The sequence below is a fragment of the Acinetobacter sp. YH12069 genome, assembly GCF_013419675.1.
Taxonomy (GTDB): Bacteria; Pseudomonadota; Gammaproteobacteria; order Pseudomonadales; family Moraxellaceae; genus Acinetobacter; species Acinetobacter amyesii.
The window spans coordinates 128,556-148,410 of sequence record NZ_VOZS01000003.1; the positions used below are offsets into that span (position 1 = coordinate 128,556).

Genomic DNA, 19,855 nt, shown 5'->3' on the forward strand with positions numbered 1-19,855 from the left:
GGTGCATTGCACCGCAAGAAGGTTTCCTTGCGAAGCTTTGCTTCTCATTTTGCCGAATGAGAAACAACGTTTCGTAAGAGTACCTCCTGCCGAAGGCTAATCCCTATGTTTAAGCCCTAGATGTAAGACTCCGTCGAATAGGTTTAAAAATTATTTTAAAATGCGTAATTACTTTTACGCGCGTAACATCAGTTACTAATTGATGATTGAGCACAGCCTACCTTAATCAGTGTGATGGATCTAGACGAAAAAAAGAGGCGTGGTCGCCTCTTTTTTATGCGGTAGGGATTAGAACTTTTCTAGATGTGCCATATTCCACATACGGAAATAGAAGTTTTCTTCATCTTTATTTTCACAACTGAGCAGCTCACCATCTTTTAACCAAAAATGTAGCTGTGCATAGTTTTTAATTTCACGGTTATTAATGCGCTGCGCTAGATGGTGTGCACGGATATCCGATGGATGTTGTAAACCTGCTGAGGCAATAAGTTCAGATAAACCATGCATGGTGTTTTTGTGGAAATTAAAAACACGTTCTGCCTTTGTAGGAACATGAATGGCTTTTTGACGGTCTTTGTCCTGTGTTGCAACCCCAACAGGACATTGGTTGGTATGACAGCTTTGAGCTTGAATACACCCGACTGCAAACATAAAGCCACGAGCTGAGTTCACCCAATCTGCGCCAATCGCCATGGTACTGGCAATATCAAAAGCACTAATAATTTTACCACTGGCACCGACTTTAATTTTTGCACGTAAGCCTGCACCAATTAGGGTGTTATTGACAAAGAGTAGGCCTTCACGCAGGGGTGTCCCCATATTATCAATCAGTTCAATCGGCGCTGCGCCAGTCCCACCTTCAGAACCATCCACCACGATAAAATCAGGTGTAATACCTGTGTGTAACATGGCTTTTACGATACTCATAAATTGCCACGGTTGCCCGATACACAGTTTAAAGCCTACAGGTTTACCTTCGGAAAGCTCGCGCAATTGCTGAATAAATTGCATCATTTCAATAGGGGTGCTAAAGGCAGGATGGCTAGATGGAGAGATACAGTCATGTTCACGGCTGACACCACGGATTTGAGCAATCTCTTCGGAAATTTTGTCTTTAGGTAAAATACCACCATGGCCTGGTTTTGCACCTTGAGATAATTTGATCTCAATCATTTTGACTTGAGGGTGTTTGGCTTGTTCAGCAAAACGTACAGGATCGAATTGACCATCAATGGTACGACAGCCAAAGTAACCACTACCGAGTTCCCAAACAATGTCGCCCCCATTTTCCAAGTGATACGGACTAATACTGCCTTCACCAGTGTCATGGTAGAAATTACCCATTTTTGCGCCTAAGTTTAAGGCACGAATGGCATTGGCACTTAAGCTACCAAAGCTCATCGCAGAAATGTTTAATATCGATGCGCTATACGGTTGCTTACACTGTTCATTGCCGATGTTAATACGGAATGTTTCAGGAATGGCAGGAATACAAGGTGACAAGGAGTGGTTAATAAAGCGGTAATCATTTTGGTAAACATCAACAATTGAACCAAATGGTTTATCTGCATTTTGGTTTTTTGCACGTTGATAGACCAAGCTACGTTGCATACGAGAAAAGGGCAGAGCATCTTGATCAGATTCAATAAAATATTGACGAATTTCAGGTCGAAATTCTTCAAATAGAAAACGAAAGTGCCCCATGATGGGGTAATTTTTTAAGATCGAATGTTTGTTTTGTATGACGTCATACAAACCCAATAAACTCAAAAGCCCAGTAATGACCCAGATACTATTCAATAAGGTTTGTGGAATAAAATATTGAATATAACGAGGGGAATAACCTAAATGAAAACTCGAAATGAGTAGGAAGATAAAAATACAAGCAAACCAAATGGAATGCCGAGAAAAAAAAGTATTCAGTAGCTTGTGGCGAATAGTTTGTGCTGGACTGGCCATATTTTGAAAAATCTTATTCTGCTCATTTGCTCATAATTTGCCGAGTTTATGCACAATGCTCAAGCTTTAATTTGTTGATTCAGTGTAGCATTTATAAAAAGCAGCACTGAAGTTGGATGATTTTTTCATTTAAAGCCAAATGAGATAAGAAAAGCAGGATTGTTCTTTAAGAAAATTTATGAAAAGTAGCGCGGTTCTTGTTATTTCACAGTGAACAAAATGGAGGTTATAGTGATTTTGCTTTCTAAACACGAGGTGCTGAATATGACTATGAAATCTATTCGTTATAATAATGCCGACCTAGCCTGCCTATGTCAGTAATTGATTATAGCCATGAGAAATTAGCGCTACGGCATAAGGTATTCAGCAGATACGTATGCTGTAGTTCCTTTGACCTAAACGACTAAAATTACAAAAATATTCTAAGAAATTATCCAGTCCCAGCGTTGGGACTTTTTTATGTGTTGATATTTTAAGGGAAAATCTAAGCATAAATAATGTACTAGATATTCATTATGCGTTAGAAGTTGTCACCTCAAATAAAAGAATGATACGCGGTAAGGTCATCCGCAAGTGTTTGAGACAGGACTACATTTATTTAAAAATGTTTTTGCGATACTTTGAATAAGTAGACGTTAGTGAACGAGTTTTTCGGATGACAATGGTTTTGGGTACTTTTGCCGAAACAAAAGTACCTCCAGCCGAAGGCTAATTCCTTTATTTAAACCCTAGATGTAAGACTCCGTCGAATAGACTTAAAAATCATTTTTAAAATGCGAAATTACTTTTATGTGCGTAACATTAGTTAGTATTTAAGGTAGCAGAAAACCTTAGATCGGTTTAATCATTGCGTTGTTGTACAACTATAGCGACTTCTTCAGGTTCAATTTTCTGAATCTTTTTCCCAAAACTACGCAGCCACCATGTTAACTGAGAGGTAAATGGTACTGTTGCACTAACTTCAACCCAGCCATCTTCGGTTTTTTGAATCACTTGATCTTTACTTAGCTGACTTTCTTCAAAATAAACTGCCTCTGCTTCAGACATGGTTAATTTGAGCTGAATCATTTCAGTCGGTTTATTGAAGTCCACACGGAAGCCAAGCGCTCCAGAGTCAATATAGGCATCAATATCAAAATCGACAGGGTGTAATGCACGTGAATTTAAGACTGTAGCTGATTTAAAACGATGTAAAGCAAAGGTTTGGATGTCTGTTTTGTCATGACGTGTGCACACCAAATAAATAATTGCACCTTTTTGGACCAACGCCAGTGGATTTAAAATATAGGTCTTTTCTTCGCTTTGTTGTCCACGACCTTGATATAGACATTCAAGTTGTTTGTCTTGTAGTAAGCCTTCATAAATCGATTGCTGTGCGGCTTTTTCAACCACAGGAGGGATCAATGGCTGAGTTGCTGGCACGATACGCACGCGGTTAATCCACTGACGGACATTATTTTGCGACGATAGACTACGACGTGCGAGGTCAAACCAAGGATTCATTTCTTCAATTAAGCTTGGTGGAAGCAAATGTTTTAGGTGCTCCTCAACCATCATAAAGGTGACCGCTTGTGAGCTGGTCATATGAGGCAAGCTTTGAATAGGTGCATCAGAACGCCAACGCCAGCCTTGCGGCGTTGTTTTACTGCTCTCAATTGGGAAACGTAGAGAAATTTGGTTTAAGTCACGCTGAATGGTGCGTAGGCTGATATCAATGCCTTCACGGTTCAGTATTTCTTGTAATTCACGCGTACCCATCCACTTACCTGTGGACAGTCGTGAAAGAATTTGCCACTGACGATAGAGGCTGTTCGACGTTTCTTTTTCTTGTGAAGACATAATCTAGTGCTTGAACTTGGACTTAAATGAATAAAATGATGCTGTGGGACACAATAAGAAATCTTCCTGCGTTAAGCAAGTCTTCATCTGAAAAAACTAAGATGATTTTAATAACGCAATTTGACACAACTTGAGCAGTTACATGCTGTACCACTTTGCAAAAATGATGCATAAATAATCAAAGAGAAGCAGCATATGTATTGATGGCATATATATTGCTTTATCTGATTTACAAAACATGACAAAAACATGGAGTTGCTATGCTGAAAGAAAATCGTAATACAACTTCAAATGGAATTGAGGGTTATGAGGCAAAGTTGGTTAATACTTCTGTCTCTACATTAAAAACTTTACCACTTGCTCGAGGATATGCGCTGTTTAATCAATTCAATTCGGATTTTTTTAATGAAATGCGCGACAGCAAAACGGTAGCTAAAGAATCATGCCAACGGATAGAGCAGTGGTTATCACAGCATACGCTTGATGAATTGAAGCAACTAAATCAGGTTGCAAAACAACATTTTCTCTATGAAGGCATTACTTTTACAGTGTATGGCGAAGATGAGGGCATTGAACGCACCATACCTTATGATCTTATTCCGCGTGTGATTGCACGAAAGGAATGGAATAATTTATCTCTAGGCTGCGCACAGCGCGTGAAAGCACTCAATCTGTTTTTACATGATGTCTATCATCAACAAGATATTTTAAAAGCAGGAATTATTCCTGAACTGCAAGTCTTAACCCATGAAGCCTATTTGCCACAAATGTATATGCATGGGCTAAAAGGTAAAATTTATAGCCAAATCAGTGGCATTGATATCATACGTGATCAATCAGGCGAATTTTACGTCCTTGAGGACAATCTTAGAACACCGTCTGGTGTGTCGTATATGCTGGAAAGCCGTAAGATCAGTCAAAAACTGATGCCTGAACTTTGCCAGCAAAGCAACATCATGGGGATTGAGCAATATCCGCAGCTCTTACGTGAAATTCTTGCAGAAAATGCCTACGTCGATAACCCATTTATTGTGGTCTTAACCCCAGGGCGTTTTAACAGTGCGTATTATGAACATGCCTTTTTGGCAAGGGAGATGGATGTACCCTTAGTGACATCACGTGACCTTTATGTAGAAAACGATAAGGTTTATGTGAAAACCATCAAAGGTCGACAACAGGTTGATGTAATTTATCGTCGTGTGGATGATGCTTTCCTCGATCCATTATGTTTCAAACCTGACAGTACTTTGGGCGTAGCAGGGCTCATGTCAGCGTATATGCAACATAATGTGGTTATTGCAAATGCACCGGGAACAGGCGTAGCAGATGATAAATCGATTTATCCTTATGTGGATAAAATGATTCATTTCTATTTAGGTGAACAAGCGATCCTGAAAAATGTGCCGACCTATCAATGTCGTGAGCAGAACGACTTAGACTATGTGCTGTCGAATATCGAAAAATTCGTGGTCAAAGAAGCACAGGGTTCAGGTGGATACGGCATGCTGATCGGTCCGCAAGCCTCTTTACAAGAATTAAATAGCTTTAAAGATAAAGTGGCCGCAGCACCACATTTATATATTGCACAGCCGACTTTAAATTTATCTGTTAGCCCAACCCTAAGTGAGGCCGGTGTTTCTGAACGCCATATCGATTTGCGTCCATTTGTACTGAGTTCTCCATATCGAACTGAAATTGTACCGGGCGGCTTAACTCGTGTCGCAATGCAAGCAGGTTCATTGGTGGTGAATTCATCGCAAGGCGGCGGCATTAAAGATACGTGGGTAGTAGACGATTTACGCTCATAGCACTCCAGTGAAGGAGCAAAACATGATTTTATTAAACAGTAATGCAGAACATATTTTTTGGTTGGGGCGCTATTTAGCACGCACTCAATATTTATGCAGTATTTTTCCATTTCAAGATGTCAATACGGCATTGAACTATGCACATGCTTTTTGTTTACCAGCCTTCGATGTCGACTCAATGAATGAATTGGTTTTAAATGCAGAGCAACCGGCGTCATTTTACAGCCAATTTCAATATGCACAAAGTAATATTCAGGATTTAAGGGGTGTACTTTCAGCAAAAAGTTATGCAGAACTCAGCCGTTTAATTCGTAATGCGAGTGATAACCCGGGTTATATCTGTGACGTGGTAACAGATTGCCAAGATGTTTTAGAGTCCGAATCTGAAGATGTATTTTTATTTTTTAGTTTAGGACAAGCTATAGAGCAGCTTGATCGCCAGTTACGCATGCAGCAGAACATTCAACACACCCTAGCGAAGATTGAACATATCGTATTGGCGTTGGTTCAGTTTGGATGGGAAAGCGTGCAAGAGGCATGGTTGGCACTTAAACAGCAGCCGAATAGCCAAAACTTCTACCATTTCAGTGATCATATCCAAAATATGTTTGAGGTGGTTGTATGAGGCTTATGATCAACCATCAGACCCATTATGTTTACACTGATGTGGTAAACAGAAGCATTCAATATATCAAAATGACCCCGTCCACCAATGCACACCAACAGGTGCAAAATTGGGATGTGAGTGTGCCGGGGCAGCGTGATATGCAATTGGATACTTTTGGTAATGTGTGGTTGACCACAACGCAGCGCGAACCTTATTTGCAAATGACCATTATGGCGCAGGGCATCGTAGAGATGAATTTGAGCTCAACTGATTCAAATGCAGATGATTTAAACCCAAAATTGTTTTTACAGCCAACGTCGAGTACGCAGTGCGATATTCACATGAAAAGTTTTGCCGATTGTTATGTCCCTCGTATCAATCGTGCCAATCTGATTCGTTTGGCTGAAGCAATCTTGGCGCATATTCCCTATGTTTCCAATCAAACATCTGTTCATACTTCAGCGATTGATGCTTTTCATCATAAGCAAGGGGTATGTCAGGATCATAGCCATGTCATGATCGCAATGTGTCGCTATTTGGGTATTCCTGCACGTTATATTTCTGGGTATTTATTTGTACCGAATACTAGCCACCTTGCCAGTCACGCTTGGGTAGAAGTCTATATCGAAAATAAATGGTATTGTTTTGATGTCAGTAATCAGCTATTTACACCACAATCACATATCTATGTCGCGATTGGGCGGGACTACTGGGATGTAGCTCCTGTTCGAGGTGTTCGTGATAAAGGTGGTATTGAGTCTATGAGCTCAATTGTACAAGTGCTGAGTTGTTAATCATTTGAGGGATAAAAATGACCTATTGTTGTGCATTACGGTTAAAAGATGGCATGGTATTTATCAGTGATACGCGGACAAATGCAGGTGTTGACCATATTTCAGTTTTTCGTAAACTTTATACCTTTGGTATTGCGGGTGAGCGATTTATTACCATCCAAACCTCTGGAAATTTAGCCACAACACAAGCAGTCATCGGGCATTTACAAAATCAACTAGAGGTCAAACAAGAGCCGAATTTATATAGTGTAAATACGATGTTCGAAGTGGCTGAATTGGTTGGGCATACCTTAAAAAAAGTCATCTCAGATGTCACATCCGATACTTTAGAACAAAGTAATTATTACTGTAGTTTATTGGTAGGCGGTCAAATTGGCAGTGCGGATATGCAGTTATATAACATCTATCCACAAGGCAACTTTATTTGTGCGACACCAGATACCCCATATTTTCAAATTGGCGAAAGCAAATATGGCAAGCCGATACTCGACCGAACTTTGCGTTACGATATGCCGCTCGATGAAGCAATGCGTTGTAGCTTAATTTCTTTTGATTCAACGATACGCTCAAATGTGTCAGTGGGTATGCCTTTAGATGCTTTGGTTTATAAAAAAGACAGTTTAGAAATACCAAATGGTAAGCGCATTTATGAAGAGGACCCATATTTCACCATGATCAGTAAAGGCTGGTCAGAAGCATTGCGTCAGGGTTTGATTGAATTGGCAAAACCAACAGCTGACTATTTTCAATAACCATTTGATCAACAAATCGATCAATTTAAAAAGTGAATAAAAAAAGCGAGATAAAAAAAAGCCCAGATTTGATCTGGGCTTTTTGATTTGGCGTAATTAAGCTAATTTACGTACAGGGCGCGCGCTCATACGGCATAATAATTCATAGCCAATGGTTCCGTTCGCTTCTGCAACGTCATCAACCAGACGATCTTTGCCCCAAAGCTCAACTTCAGTGCCTATCGGTGCATGCATACCGGTGATATCAATCGCAATCATATCCATGGCAACACGGCCAATCACACGCGTTTTCTGTCCATGGATGGATACATAGTTTTGTTTAGGGAAGGCACGTGGATAACCGTCACCATAACCAATCGACACAATCGCAAGATTCATTTCTTGTTCTGCAACGAAAGTCGATCCATAACCCACAGATTCACCAGCTTGAATGGTATTTAAAGCAATCACTTCAGCGGTAAAGGTCATCACCGGTTTAAGATCTAATGCTTCTACAGAACGGTCTGAGAAAGGTGTCGCGCCATATAGCATGATGCCTGGGCGAACAAAATCAAAATTCAGTTCTGGCCATTTGAAAATCGCAGCCGAGTTACAGCACGAACCCATGATTGGCGCACAAGCTTCTTTTACGTGTAAGAATTGTTCACGTTGTTGGTCATTTAAAGGATGATTTTCTGCGTCTGCATTGGCAAAGTGCATCGCCAGTACGCAAGTAAAACCTTCCGCCTTTAAAGCATTGATGACATCAATAATTTCAGGCACTTTAAAACCTAAACGGTTCATACCGCTGTTGAGTTTGACCCAAACTTTCAGACCTTGAGCAATATAGGCATCCTTATGTGCACGTAACCAATCTAGTTGTTGCTGATGATGCACCACACATTCAATTTTTTTATCGATGATAATTTGCATTTCATCATCTGAGAAAATGCCTTCAATTAAAGTAATGGGTTGTTCATAACCCAGTTCACGAATTTCTAAGGCTTCTTTTAGGCAGGCAACACCGAAGGCATCACTGTCTTTTAAGGCTGCTAAGCAGTCTTTAACTCCATGTCCATAAGCATTGGCTTTCACCATACTTACAATTTTAGCGGTTGGGGCAAGTTGTTTGACACGGTTTAAATTATATTGAAGTGCTTGTTGATCAATATAAACTGTAGCTTGGCGCACCCTAAATACTCCTACAGGGTCGATGAATTAATGGATGATAAAAAGTCTTTACTCTTCATCATCATACTGAGCATAAAACTCAGGGGAGAGGTTACTAAATTTGGTGTATTGACCTTCAAAGGCAAGACGCACAGTACCAATTGGACCGTTACGCTGTTTACCAATAATAATTTCTGCAGTACCCGCTTCTTTAGATTCTTTGTTATAAACCTCGTCGCGGTAAATAAACATGATCAAATCGGCATCCTGCTCGATTGCACCTGATTCACGTAAGTCGGACATCACTGGGCGTTTATTAGGACGGTTTTCCAGTGATCGGTTCAACTGTGACAGTGCAATTACTGGGCAGTGCATTTCTTTAGCCAGTGCTTTTAAGCTTCGGGAAATTTCTGAGATCTCGCCAACACGGTTATCGCCCATACCGGGTACTTTCATAAGCTGCAAGTAATCGACCATGATGCAGCCAAGTTTACCGCCGTGCATTTTGGCAATTCGGCGCGCGCGGGCACGTACTTCCGTTGGAGGTAGTGCAGACGAGTCATCGATATACAAATTCTTTTCTTGGAGATGCACAATGGTACTGGTTACTTTCGACCATTCATCTGCATCCATTTTACCTGCACGTAAATGCCCTTGGTGTACACGACCGAACGAGGATATCAAACGCATTGCAATCGAGTCCGCGGGCATCTCCATAGAGTAAACTAGAGCGGGCAGGTTGTTATTAAACAGCACACTTTCAACCAAGTTCATGGCAAAAGTAGTTTTACCCATCGATGGACGGGCCGCCACAATAATCAAATCGCCTGCTTGCATACCTGAGGTTTTATTATCAAGTTCAACAAATCCAGTGGTTAAACCCGTGATACTGCCTTCAGTTTGAGAAAGTTCATTTAACTTATCAAAAACACTAGCAACGACAGAGTTAATGGCTTTAGGGCCTTGTGCTTTGGCGTTATTGTTGTGTTGTTCGGCAATCGAGAAAATATTGGTTTCTGCCAGATCTAAAATTTCACTGACCGTACGACCTTTGGTGTCATAGGCATTTTGTAAAATCTCCGAGCTGACTTTAATCATGCTGCGTAAAGTGGAAAATTCTTTAATTTTTGCAGCATAAGTTTCAAGGTTATAGAAACTTGAAGGTGAATCTGACATGAGTTGCATCAGATATTCTTCGCCACCTGCAGCATCGAGCAAGTTTTGTTTAATCAGCCAGTCATTGACCAAGACCGCATCATAAGGTGAGCTATCTTTTGATAACTGGTCGATGGCACGGAAAATATATTTATGACGGGTCGCATAAAAATCAGCTTCAGTCAGTACATCACCCACTTGCTCAAAAGATTCTGCAACGGTCATCAGTGCAGCAAGCACGGCTTGTTCAATCGCAAGGTTATGGGGTGGGGTACGAAACTCTTTCAACGAACTTTGTTCTGTGGTTTTTGCTGTTGGCGTAGAGTTTGGCTTGATGGCATTCGCCTGTGACATAAAAATCCCTGATGCTGAAACCATTTAATGTGATGGAAATGGGTGCTAATTACAGTTTTTTCAACTCTTCATTGAACTGAAATGATAGGCGTTTTCTACAGAAATGCGAACAAGTATTTCCGATTAATTCGTCATACATTGAATTGAATGAAGAGTTAAAAATATAAAAAAGTTGGAGCACTATTTTTTACAGATAAAAAAAGAGCATGCGTAAGCATGCTCTTTTCTTTGCAAGAAATTACTCAGCTACGATAGTAACTAGAACTTCTGCAACAACATCATGATGCAATTGGATTGCGATGTTGAATTCACCAGTGTTGCGAAGCGCACCATTTGGTAAACGAACTTCTGCGCGGTCTACAACAAGACCAGCATTAGTTAACGCGTCAGCGATGTCACGAGTACCGATAGAACCGAATAGTTTACCTTCGTCACCAGCTTTAGCAGTGATTACGATGTTAACTTCGTTCAATTGGTCAGCACGTGCTTGAGCAGCAGCTAATACTTCAGCTTCTTGTTTCTCAAGTTCAGCACGACGAGCTTCAAATGCAGCAGTGTTAGCTTCAGTAGCAGCAACTGCTTTACCTTGAGGGATAAGGAAGTTACGGCCGTAACCAGCTTTAACTGAAACTTTATCGCCTAATTTACCAAGGTTTTTAATGCGTTGTAATAAGATAATATCCACAGCTCAACCTCACTTATGATTGTCAGTGTAAGGGATCAAAGACAAGTAGCGAGCTTGTTTGATAGCAAGCGCTAATTGACGTTGGTAACGAGCTTTAGTACCTGTAATACGGCTAGGAACAATCTTGCCGTTTTCAGTGATGTACTGTTTTAAAGTGTCGATATCTTTGTAGTCGATGTACGTAACGTTCTCAGCTGTAAAGCGGCAGAACTTGCGACGACGGTAAAAACGTGCCATGTTATGTTCTCCTTATGCTTCAGCAGAGTCTTGAGCTTGTTGTGCTTCTTCACGTTGAGCTTTACGCGCACGTTTTTCTTCAGCACTCTTAGCCAATAGTGACTCTTCAGTGATAGCGTTTTCACGACGGATGATAAGGCTACGAATGATTGCGTCGTTGTAACGGAACAATTCTTCTAGCTCATCAAGAGTAGTTTGACCACACTCAACATTCATAAGAATGTAGTGAGCTTTGTGGATCTTGTTGATTGGGTAAGCCAATTGACGACGACCCCAGTCTTCAAGACGGTGGATTTGACCTTCAGCTTCTTTGATGTGAGTTAGGTAACGTTCTACCATACCCACAACTTGATCGCTTTGGTCTGGATGTACCAATAGTACGATTTCGTAGTGACGCATTGTCAGCTCCTTACGGTTTAGGCAGCCCCAATCATTAATTGATTGAAGCAAGGAGTCACAACCAAAGTTGTGTCGCAATAATTGCGAAGCGTGAATTTTAGAGCGTTTAGGTTTGAAATACAAGGCATGGATTTAAAATGCTTGAATTATTTATGGTTTAAGGCCGATTAGCGGTACGTAATAAAAACACCACATAACCTTTAAAATAAGGATCATTAATTAAATGTTGAGGTGCGTGCCAACGGCCATGTTGTACGAGGCCTATTTTATAGGGTAGTTTCAATTTTGAGACTTTATTCAGATAACTCGTGTAATTCTCGATCGTGGCACTACCACGATAAGTTTGAATGGCGATCTCATCAATATTGCGGCGCAATATACTGAGCGTTTGCTGATCTTGAACATTGGTCCAATCCATTAAACCAGTAATGCTTAAACGATATTTTTGAGGTAGTTGCTTTCGTATATTTTCAAGGAATAAGGCATATTGATGAATGTTTTTAGTTTTGGCGTCAAAATCGATTTGTAAGCCTTGGATCTGATTGCCGTTATTTTCCCAATGTTTAAGCCGCTGCAAAATTTGCTGAATATTGTTATTTGACCATTGTAAATGATGGCTACGGATTACAATCCAAATTTTCTGCTGTGGTTTATGGAGGACTTGAATACCTTGTGGGATAAACTCGGATTGCTTTAAAGGTTTATTCCAATTCATTTCACCTTGTAAAATATAAAGCTCTGAGGCTTGCTGTAAGTAGGGGCTACTAGAAATATTGCCCCAAATCCAAAAACTTGCATATTGCCGTGCATCAACATACCGTGAAGGATCTACATCTGCTTTCAATAAAGATGAATTTTCAGATTGAGCCGGTGAGCAAGCAGTACATAAAACCAAGCCTGATATAAACAAAAGACAAATTGTTTTTGCAAACTTACTCAATGGCCACATAAGCTATTTACCAATAATATTTTAGAGATTTAGCCCAAGAAGTGTCAGGATAGTCACGTTTGATTTGATTAAACCATTGTTTTCTAACTGATTGAACTACGTCTTGATCTTGGCAATCATTCGTACCATTGGGTGAATAACACATAATAGAACGATATAGGGCATAGGCTTTTAACTTAGGATCGGCACTCTGTTTCATAATGTCTTTATAGACCTGCCCACGAGTAAAGACGGTGCCTTGAAAACTTGTTTGGTCTTTTTCGACATAAGTTTGATGATGTACGCTATAGCCTTGTTCGGAACGAATATATTCACCTAGGCACAAGCGTAGCGTTAAATCTTGAGGGGATTTTTCAAGTTTTTGCGTTAGTGTATATAAATCAGGGCATTGTAAACTATGACTGATTTTTGTACCTTTCCATACAAAATCGCCCAGTGGGGGTTGGTTTTTATAGTGTTCGAATTTTTCATTGTTATAAATATATTGCGCAGCATTTTTAGGTAAAAGTGCGTAGGCTTGATTGAATAAATTGTAGTTTTGATGAATCAAAGATTTTTGCAATATCGTATTAATCGCTAAATTTTTCTGATCGGTTTGTGCTGTTTGATCTTGAATGATCGACATCAAACTACGTTCATTCGCTATATTTTCAATAAAGCTTTTCTGAAGGGAAGCTTGTTTGATTTTTGCGAGTTTACCGACAAAAAGCGCAGCGTTATTTAGCTTTGCATAATAAGGGTAAAGCATGAGTTCTGCCAAACCTCGTTGTTCGGCGGTTTTGCTGATGGAAAGTAGGTTTTCCCAATATTGTTGAGTAGCTTGATTTTGCCCACTTGCTTCCAGAATACGACCTTTAAGTAGTAGCTGACTCAACTGTAGGTAACTATTGATGCTGCTCGGTGCTTGTTGTGGCAGATATTTGAGTGCTTCTTGTGCTTTGTTTTGCACATAAAATAAATGATTGGCCTGTAAATAGTGGAACAGTTCAGGTTGGTCTTTAAAGTAATTTTTTTGTGCATTGAGTTCAGCCCACGAAATCACAATGTCATCATCAGACTGTTTTTCGCGCATATGCATAAGGTCATAAATGCTAAGAAAAAATGGATCTTTCAGGTTTTTGACATGAAAATGTTTTGACTGAAAAACACGACGATCTATTTCATAAGGTAAATTGGGAATTTCTAAATTATAAACACGAGATTTAGGGTTATTGATTTGCCATACATATTCATTAATGAGTAAATCATGTTTGCCACTCAGCCAAAAACCACGACGCAAATAACCACGAGCACTTGCAGCATATTGACCTTGCGGATAGAGCTTAAAGTACTGGGTAATGTTATTAAAAAAAGTAGAGAGCAAATTTTGATTGAGCTTGTTATGGTCAAGATCACCATATTCACGAACACCACTTTGATAGGCTTCATCTAGAGAGCTTCGAATCAGCATATATTGAGAGGTTTCTTTGAGCCATGCTTGATCAACACTGGTGAGTACTGAATAAATCTTCGTTGCTGTGGAAAAGTTAGCATTATAAAAAGAAATTGTGGCGTTTAGATAGGATGCATATTGACGTGTAGGTACTGACCAATTCGAATTCACGGTGATTAAATTCAGCTTGTCCGTGCATTCTGCAATTTTTTGACGTTCACGGATTAATATATCTTTTTCTGTATTTGAAAGTTTTGTATCTGTTTTGACTTGCTGAATAAATGCTTGCGCGCCAGATTTTAGACTAATGCAATGCTCATTATAAATTAAGGGTGGATTCGTGATTTGACTCCGTGCGTTTGGCAGTTTATTGGTACTATGATCGATGATATTTGAAAACTCAAACGGAACTTTACTATAGTTGGTCATCCATAGTGTTGAATTTGATTCTTCGATATTAATTTTGGCCAAACCCATATCACTGAGTAAAAGCAGAATATTAGTTCGATTGTCATTTGCAGGGCTAAGTACAGGTAAATTGTCACAAGAATTATAGCGATGACCATCAACCTGTGTTGAGGGTTCACATGACATGTCTACACCTGCATTGCTTGGTAAGCCAAACAAAAGAGTAAAAGGTATACACAGTGTTAAAAATGAAGAGCGAATGAATTGTTGTTGGTATGACATAGCGCAGGTATAAATTTATAATTGTGGCTGCGATATTATCAAGTTGCAGGGATACATTGAAGAGATATAGAAATAAAAAAGATAGAGTAAAACTCTATCTTCTTTAAAAAAATACAATTGGCTTTAGAGGGGCAGTGGAAGTAAAACTAAAAATTAAACTAATCACTGTGATCAATTTGACCGAAAACATGAAATATTGTTTTGCCCAAACTTGATCATCTTCAGCTTTGAATCCTTGAATGGTTAAATAAATCCAATACAGACTTAAGGCATTCAGGACAATCATATAAATCCAATTGGCATAACCATAAAAGTATAAACCGTTCATGGTGATGCAGAACAAAATCACGTAAACCAAAGATTCAACCTTGGTTCGATGAATTGAACGTGCTACAGGTAAAATTGGAATTCCTGCATTTTTGTAGTCATCAAATCGGTAAACTGCAATTCCCCAAGAATGAGGCATTTGCCAAAATGCATAACCAATAAAAATCAGTAATGCACCTAAATCAAACTGGTTTGCAACAGCCGTATACCCGATTACAGGTGGCGCTGCGCCAGAAAGACTGCCGATAATGGTTTGATGAATTGTTGTTCGTTTTGTCCATAAGCTGTAAAAACCAACGTATACGACAAAACCAATAACAGCAAAAAGAAAAGCGTAAGCATTTACCCAGAACCATAAAATACTAAAACCAAATACACCTAAAACTAAAGCAAAAACTAAAGCAACAGGAATCGAGATTGATTTTTTAACCATCGCACGATTTTGTGTGCGTTGCATTTTTGAGTCGATGTCTTGGTCAATAACGTTATTGACAACACATCCAGAAGCGACCACAAAGAGGGTGCCTAAGAGGGTAAGAAGCAACAGAAGGAAATCTACAGAACCTTGGGCAGCTACAAAGTAGCCACCCAAAGCGGTAACAAAGTTACCAAAGAGAATTCCTGGTTTAGTCAGGAATAAATACTTTTTCAGCATGACGACCAGTTTAGATCATCATGTTGAAGTGAAGGTAGTTCATAATCCACACAGAACCTACTAAAAGGATAGCAATTGTGAGGATTGTATAAACAAATGCAATCACGTTCCAGCGTTGCTCTGAAGAAGAGTTCATATGCAGGAAGTAAACTAACTGAATAAGAACCTGAGCAACCGCAGTAATCGCGATTACGGCAACCAATAGACCGCGGCTAAAACCACCTGCCATTACCATACCGAATGGAATTACGGTAAGTAGAACAGAAAGGATAAATCCGATTGTATATTGTTTAACGTTACCGTGAGCTGCACCAGCAGAGTTATGATCGTGACTCATTAGATAACTCCCATCAAGTAAACAACGCTGAATACGCAGATCCAAACGATGTCAAGGAAGTGCCAGAACAAGCTTAGGCAAGCAAGACGACGAGTGTTTGGAAGTGTCAAACCATATTTCTTGATTTGGAACATCAACACAAGCATCCATACCAAACCAGAAGTTACGTGAATACCGTGCGTACCAACTAAAGTAAAGAACGCAGATAAGAACGCACTTGTGCTTGGGCCATGACCAGCATGAACTAAATGATTGAACTCATAAAGCTCCATGCCAATGAAGGCTGCACCAAATACCCAAGTAACTGCTAACCAAGTTAAAACTTGACCAACATTTTTCTTGTATGCTGCAAGAACAGCAAAACCAAAAGTTACAGAAGAGATAAGAAGGGCGAAAGTTTCAGTTAAAACGAAACCTAAAGATTCACCAAACAGCTCTTGTGCACTTGGCGTACCCACTGGAACGTGGCTACTTAATACAGCGAACGCGATGAAGAGTGTCCCGAAAAGAACCAAGTCACTCATCAAGTAAGTCCAGAAACCAAAGACAGTGATGTCAGTATCATCGTGATGATGATGTTCGTCATGTCCGTGGTTGTCGTGATGAAGTACTTCAGCCATTGTCTTAGTCCTTCTTCAAATGTTTTTCAAGAAGCGCGTAGCGTTCATTTTCAATACGTTCAACTTCTGCAGCTGGAACATAGTAGTCAACTTTCTTAGTGAAAGAAGAAACGATGAAGCTGATAATTGAAGCAATGAAAGTTACAACGACTAACCACCAGATATGCCAGATTAATGCGAAGCCCATAACTGTAATAAACATTGCAATTACGAAACCTGCCGCACGGTTTGTAGGCATATGGATGTCTTCGTATGTAGTTGGCTTAGCGTAAGCAACACCATTTTCTTTGTCAGTCCAGAAAGTATCAATACCATTGATCTTTGGAAGATAAGCAAAGTTATAGAATGGTGAAGGAGATGAAGTAGCCCACTCAAGAGTACGACCATCCCAGATATCGCCAGTAACGTCCATGTTGTCTTTGCGTTGAAGGAAACCAACAACAATTTGCATAACAAAACAGAAGATACCGATAGCAACCAATACAGAACCAAATAAAGCGATCGCTAAGTACGGATCCCATTCAGGGTTGTCATATGTATTCAAACGACGAGTCATACCCATGAAACCAAGGATATAAAGTGGCATGAATGCAAAGTAGAAACCGAAGAACCAGAACCAGAACGCTGCTTTACCCCAAGTTTCATTTAGTTTCCAACCAAACATTTTTGGCCAGTAGAAAATGATACCCGCGAACATCGCGAACACTACACCACCAATAATTACGTTATGGAAGTGAGCGATAAGGAATAAAGAGTTGTGTACTAAGAAGTCCGCTGGTGGAACTGCCATTAATACGCCTGTTAAACCACCAATACCGAAAGTCACAAGGAAGCCAAGTGTCCAAAGCATTGGAGTTGTATAGGTGATGCGGCCCTTGTACATGGTGAATAACCAAGAGAAGATTTTCACACCAGTTGGGATCGCAATGATCATGGTCATGATACCGAAGAACGCGTTAACGTTGGCACCAGCACCCATTGTAAAGAAGTGGTGAACCCAAACAACCAGTGAAAGAACACCAATTGCTACAGTTGCGTACACCATAGATTTATAGCCGAACAACGCTTTGCGTGAGAACACAGCAGTAACTTCTGAGTAAATACCAAAAGCAGGTAATACCAAGATGTAAACTTCTGGGTGGCCCCAAGTCCAAATCAAGTTTACATACAACATTGGGCTACCACCCATGTCATTTGTAAAGAAGTGGAAGCCGAAGTAACGGTCAAGTGAAAGCATTGCAATAGTCGCAGTCAAAACTGGGAAAGTTGCAACGATAAGCACTACAGTAACTAATGCAGTCCAAGTGAAAATAGGCATGTCCATAAGTTTCATGCCAGGCGCACGCATTTTGATGATGGTAACGAAGAAGTTAACACCAGTAAGAAGCGTACCTAGACCAGAAACCTGAAGTGCCCAGATATAGTAGTCTACACCTACACCTGGAGAGTATTCGATGCCAGAAAGTGGAGGGTAAGCCATCCAACCTGTTGCAGCGAATTCACCAATTGCAAGAGAAGCCATCATTAAGCCCGCAGCGCCGGCAAATAACCAGAAGCTTAGAGAGTTTAATAATGGGAATGCTACGTCACGCGCACCAATTTGAAGTGGTACAGCAACGTTCATTAAACCAACAACTAGACCCATTGCTACGAAGAAGATCATGATTACGCCGTGGGCAGTAAAGATCTGGTCATAGTGTTCTGGGTGTAAGTAACCTTCACCGCCACCTTTTGCAAGGAACAGTTGAAGACGCATCATAATCGCATCGGCAAAACCACGCACAAGCATGACAATTGACACGAGGATATACATGATACCAATTTTTTTATGGTCTACAGATGTGAACCATTCGTTCCACAAGTAGCCCCATTTTTTAAAGTAGGTGATACCAGCAACAACTGCGATACCGCCAAGGATCATCATTGCAACAGTAACCAACACGATTGGATCGTGTGGAATTGCATCTGGTCCTAACTTACCTAATAAGCTCATGTCTTATTCCCCTGCAACAGTCGCATGTTCAACGCCTGCATGAGCTTCAGAAGCAGCAGCTTCGTGTCCAACAGTAGCTGTATGATCAGCACCGTGGTAGTTACTCATGTATTTATTGATCACTGATTCGAACAATTTAGGTTCTACTGAAGAGTAATAAGTCACTGGATGTGGCTTAGTAGGGTAAGGCTTCATTGCTTCAGCTTTAGCCTTTTCTTCAGGAGTAGTTGCTCTAGCAACTAAAGCTTCGATCTGATGTTTAGAGCGGTCGCCGTCTTTAAGAGTTTGGAATTCAGCTTGGTCTAAAACAGTTTTTTGAACTGCTTGTGGATTCACTGAAGTACCATTACCAGCTTTAACAGCAGAAACCCATTCAGCAAACTGAGTATCTGTCACAGAGTGAGCGCGGAAGCGCATTTGTGAGAAACCGTAACCTGAGTAGTTAGATGAGAAACCACGGAAGCCTTCAGCAGGACTAAGTTCGTCAGCTAAAAGGTTCAGGTGAGTTTGCATACCCGCCATTGCATAAATCTGACCACCTAACGCAGGGATGAAGAATGAGTTCATCGTAAAGTTAGATGTAATACGAAGCGATACCGGAGTTTTCTCTGGGAAACGCATTTCGTTTACAGTCGCGATGCCTTGTTCCGGGTAGATAAAGATCCATTTAAATTGTTCAGCAATAACTTGAACTGTTAATGGTGCTTTTTCTGATTTTAATGGTTTGTATGGATCGTACTCGTGTGAGCCCCACCATGTTAATGCCGCTAAAATACCAATAATAATGACAGGAATACCCCAAACTACAACTTCAATTGCAGTCGAGTGTGCCCAAGTAGGTTTATAGTCTGCATCTTTATTTGACGCGCGATATTTCCAACCAAACCATAACGCCATAAGTGCTGATGGAATAACGACCAACAACATTAGGTAGATCGCAGTAAGCATGAGGTTTGATTGACCTTCAGCAACTGGACCTTTTGAGTTTAGAAGTACCATATCACCACCACACCCAGTTAAGAGTGCAGCGATCGCAGATAAAGACAATACAGCTAAAATTGTTTGTCTCATTTTACAACCTCGGTGAAGAGTCCCATTCCCTAAATTTAAAATT

General features: G+C 40.2%; 18 protein-coding genes. 4 read left to right on the forward strand and 14 right to left on the reverse strand.

Features of this window, described 5'->3' with window-relative positions; translation table 11 throughout:
• Positions 1 to 288: 288 nt before the first annotated feature.
• Complete coding sequence (locus FTU16_RS02235) at positions 289 to 1,959, reverse strand: FMN-binding glutamate synthase family protein (protein WP_180040358.1); 1,671 nt, start codon at positions 1,957 to 1,959, stop codon at positions 289 to 291.
• Between the two features lie 840 nt (positions 1,960 to 2,799).
• Entirely contained in the window at positions 2,800 to 3,798 is a 999-nt protein-coding gene (locus FTU16_RS02240) for a YafY family protein (RefSeq protein WP_180102508.1), read from the reverse strand.
• Between the two features lie 260 nt (positions 3,799 to 4,058).
• On the opposite strand from FTU16_RS02240, the gene FTU16_RS02245 reads away from it, so the two are divergent.
• Genes FTU16_RS02245 through FTU16_RS02260 form a run of 4 tightly spaced genes read left to right on the forward strand, consistent with a single transcriptional unit; the run spans position 4,059 to position 7,759 of the window.
• The gene (locus tag FTU16_RS02245; RefSeq protein ID WP_180162612.1) at positions 4,059 to 5,606 is read left to right on the forward strand and encodes a circularly permuted type 2 ATP-grasp protein; all 1,548 of its coding nucleotides are present in this window, start codon (positions 4,059 to 4,061) and stop codon (positions 5,604 to 5,606) included.
• 22 nt (positions 5,607 to 5,628) lie between these two features.
• Entirely contained in the window at positions 5,629 to 6,231 is a 603-nt protein-coding gene (locus FTU16_RS02250; RefSeq protein ID WP_180162613.1) for an alpha-E domain-containing protein, read from the forward strand.
• Positions 6,228 to 7,007: a transglutaminase family protein gene (locus FTU16_RS02255; protein ID WP_180162614.1), complete on the forward strand. Its 780-nt coding sequence runs from the start codon at positions 6,228 to 6,230 to the stop codon at positions 7,005 to 7,007. Before FTU16_RS02250 ends, FTU16_RS02255 begins: the two co-directional genes overlap by 4 nt.
• A gap of 17 nt (positions 7,008 to 7,024) precedes the next feature.
• A complete protein-coding gene (locus FTU16_RS02260; protein ID WP_180007906.1) occupies positions 7,025 to 7,759 on the forward strand; it encodes a proteasome-type protease in 735 nt (244 codons plus the stop codon).
• Positions 7,760 to 7,855: 96 nt separating this feature from the next.
• On the opposite strand, the gene alr is transcribed toward FTU16_RS02260, so the two are convergent.
• The 12 genes from alr to cyoA form a co-directional block, all read right to left on the reverse strand.
• Positions 7,856 to 8,929, reverse strand: coding sequence for an alanine racemase (gene alr / locus FTU16_RS02265; RefSeq protein WP_180162615.1), 1,074 nt, complete (start codon positions 8,927 to 8,929; stop codon positions 7,856 to 7,858).
• Between the two features lie 48 nt (positions 8,930 to 8,977).
• Positions 8,978 to 10,417 carry a replicative DNA helicase gene (gene dnaB / locus FTU16_RS02270; RefSeq protein ID WP_111884293.1) on the reverse strand — a complete coding sequence of 480 codons (1,440 nt, stop codon included), beginning with the start codon at positions 10,415 to 10,417 and terminating at the stop codon, positions 8,978 to 8,980.
• 238 nt (positions 10,418 to 10,655) lie between these two features.
• Positions 10,656 to 11,102 carry a 50S ribosomal protein L9 gene (gene rplI, locus FTU16_RS02275; protein WP_078188585.1) on the reverse strand — a complete coding sequence of 149 codons (447 nt, stop codon included), beginning with the start codon at positions 11,100 to 11,102 and terminating at the stop codon, positions 10,656 to 10,658.
• Between the two features lie 9 nt (positions 11,103 to 11,111).
• Complete coding sequence (gene rpsR / locus FTU16_RS02280; protein WP_004278792.1) at positions 11,112 to 11,339, reverse strand: 30S ribosomal protein S18; 228 nt, start codon at positions 11,337 to 11,339, stop codon at positions 11,112 to 11,114.
• A 12-nt stretch (positions 11,340 to 11,351) separates the two neighbouring features.
• On the reverse strand, positions 11,352 to 11,738 hold the full coding sequence (gene rpsF, locus FTU16_RS02285) for a 30S ribosomal protein S6 (protein ID WP_004696436.1): 387 nt from the start codon (positions 11,736 to 11,738) through the stop codon (positions 11,352 to 11,354).
• A 157-nt stretch (positions 11,739 to 11,895) separates the two neighbouring features.
• Complete coding sequence (locus tag FTU16_RS02290) at positions 11,896 to 12,687, reverse strand: DUF3142 domain-containing protein (protein ID WP_180116742.1); 792 nt, start codon at positions 12,685 to 12,687, stop codon at positions 11,896 to 11,898.
• A gap of 7 nt (positions 12,688 to 12,694) precedes the next feature.
• A complete protein-coding gene (locus FTU16_RS02295; protein ID WP_373683878.1) occupies positions 12,695 to 14,809 on the reverse strand; it encodes a hypothetical protein in 2,115 nt (704 codons plus the stop codon).
• A gap of 103 nt (positions 14,810 to 14,912) precedes the next feature.
• Complete coding sequence (gene cyoE, locus FTU16_RS02300) at positions 14,913 to 15,791, reverse strand: heme o synthase (protein WP_180073995.1); 879 nt, start codon at positions 15,789 to 15,791, stop codon at positions 14,913 to 14,915.
• Between the two features lie 10 nt (positions 15,792 to 15,801).
• Positions 15,802 to 16,128 carry a cytochrome o ubiquinol oxidase subunit IV gene (locus tag FTU16_RS02305; protein ID WP_078188582.1) on the reverse strand — a complete coding sequence of 109 codons (327 nt, stop codon included), beginning with the start codon at positions 16,126 to 16,128 and terminating at the stop codon, positions 15,802 to 15,804.
• Positions 16,128 to 16,748 (reverse strand): cytochrome o ubiquinol oxidase subunit III, encoded by a 621-nt coding sequence (gene cyoC, locus FTU16_RS02310; RefSeq protein ID WP_078188581.1) that lies wholly within the window; start codon positions 16,746 to 16,748, stop codon positions 16,128 to 16,130. The genes FTU16_RS02305 and cyoC overlap by 1 nt, the downstream gene beginning before the upstream one ends.
• A 4-nt stretch (positions 16,749 to 16,752) precedes the next feature.
• On the reverse strand, positions 16,753 to 18,741 hold the full coding sequence (gene cyoB / locus FTU16_RS02315; protein WP_067767311.1) for a cytochrome o ubiquinol oxidase subunit I: 1,989 nt from the start codon (positions 18,739 to 18,741) through the stop codon (positions 16,753 to 16,755).
• A 3-nt stretch (positions 18,742 to 18,744) separates the two neighbouring features.
• Complete coding sequence (cyoA, locus tag FTU16_RS02320) at positions 18,745 to 19,812, reverse strand: ubiquinol oxidase subunit II (protein ID WP_078188579.1); 1,068 nt, start codon at positions 19,810 to 19,812, stop codon at positions 18,745 to 18,747.
• Positions 19,813 to 19,855 lie beyond the last annotated feature (43 nt).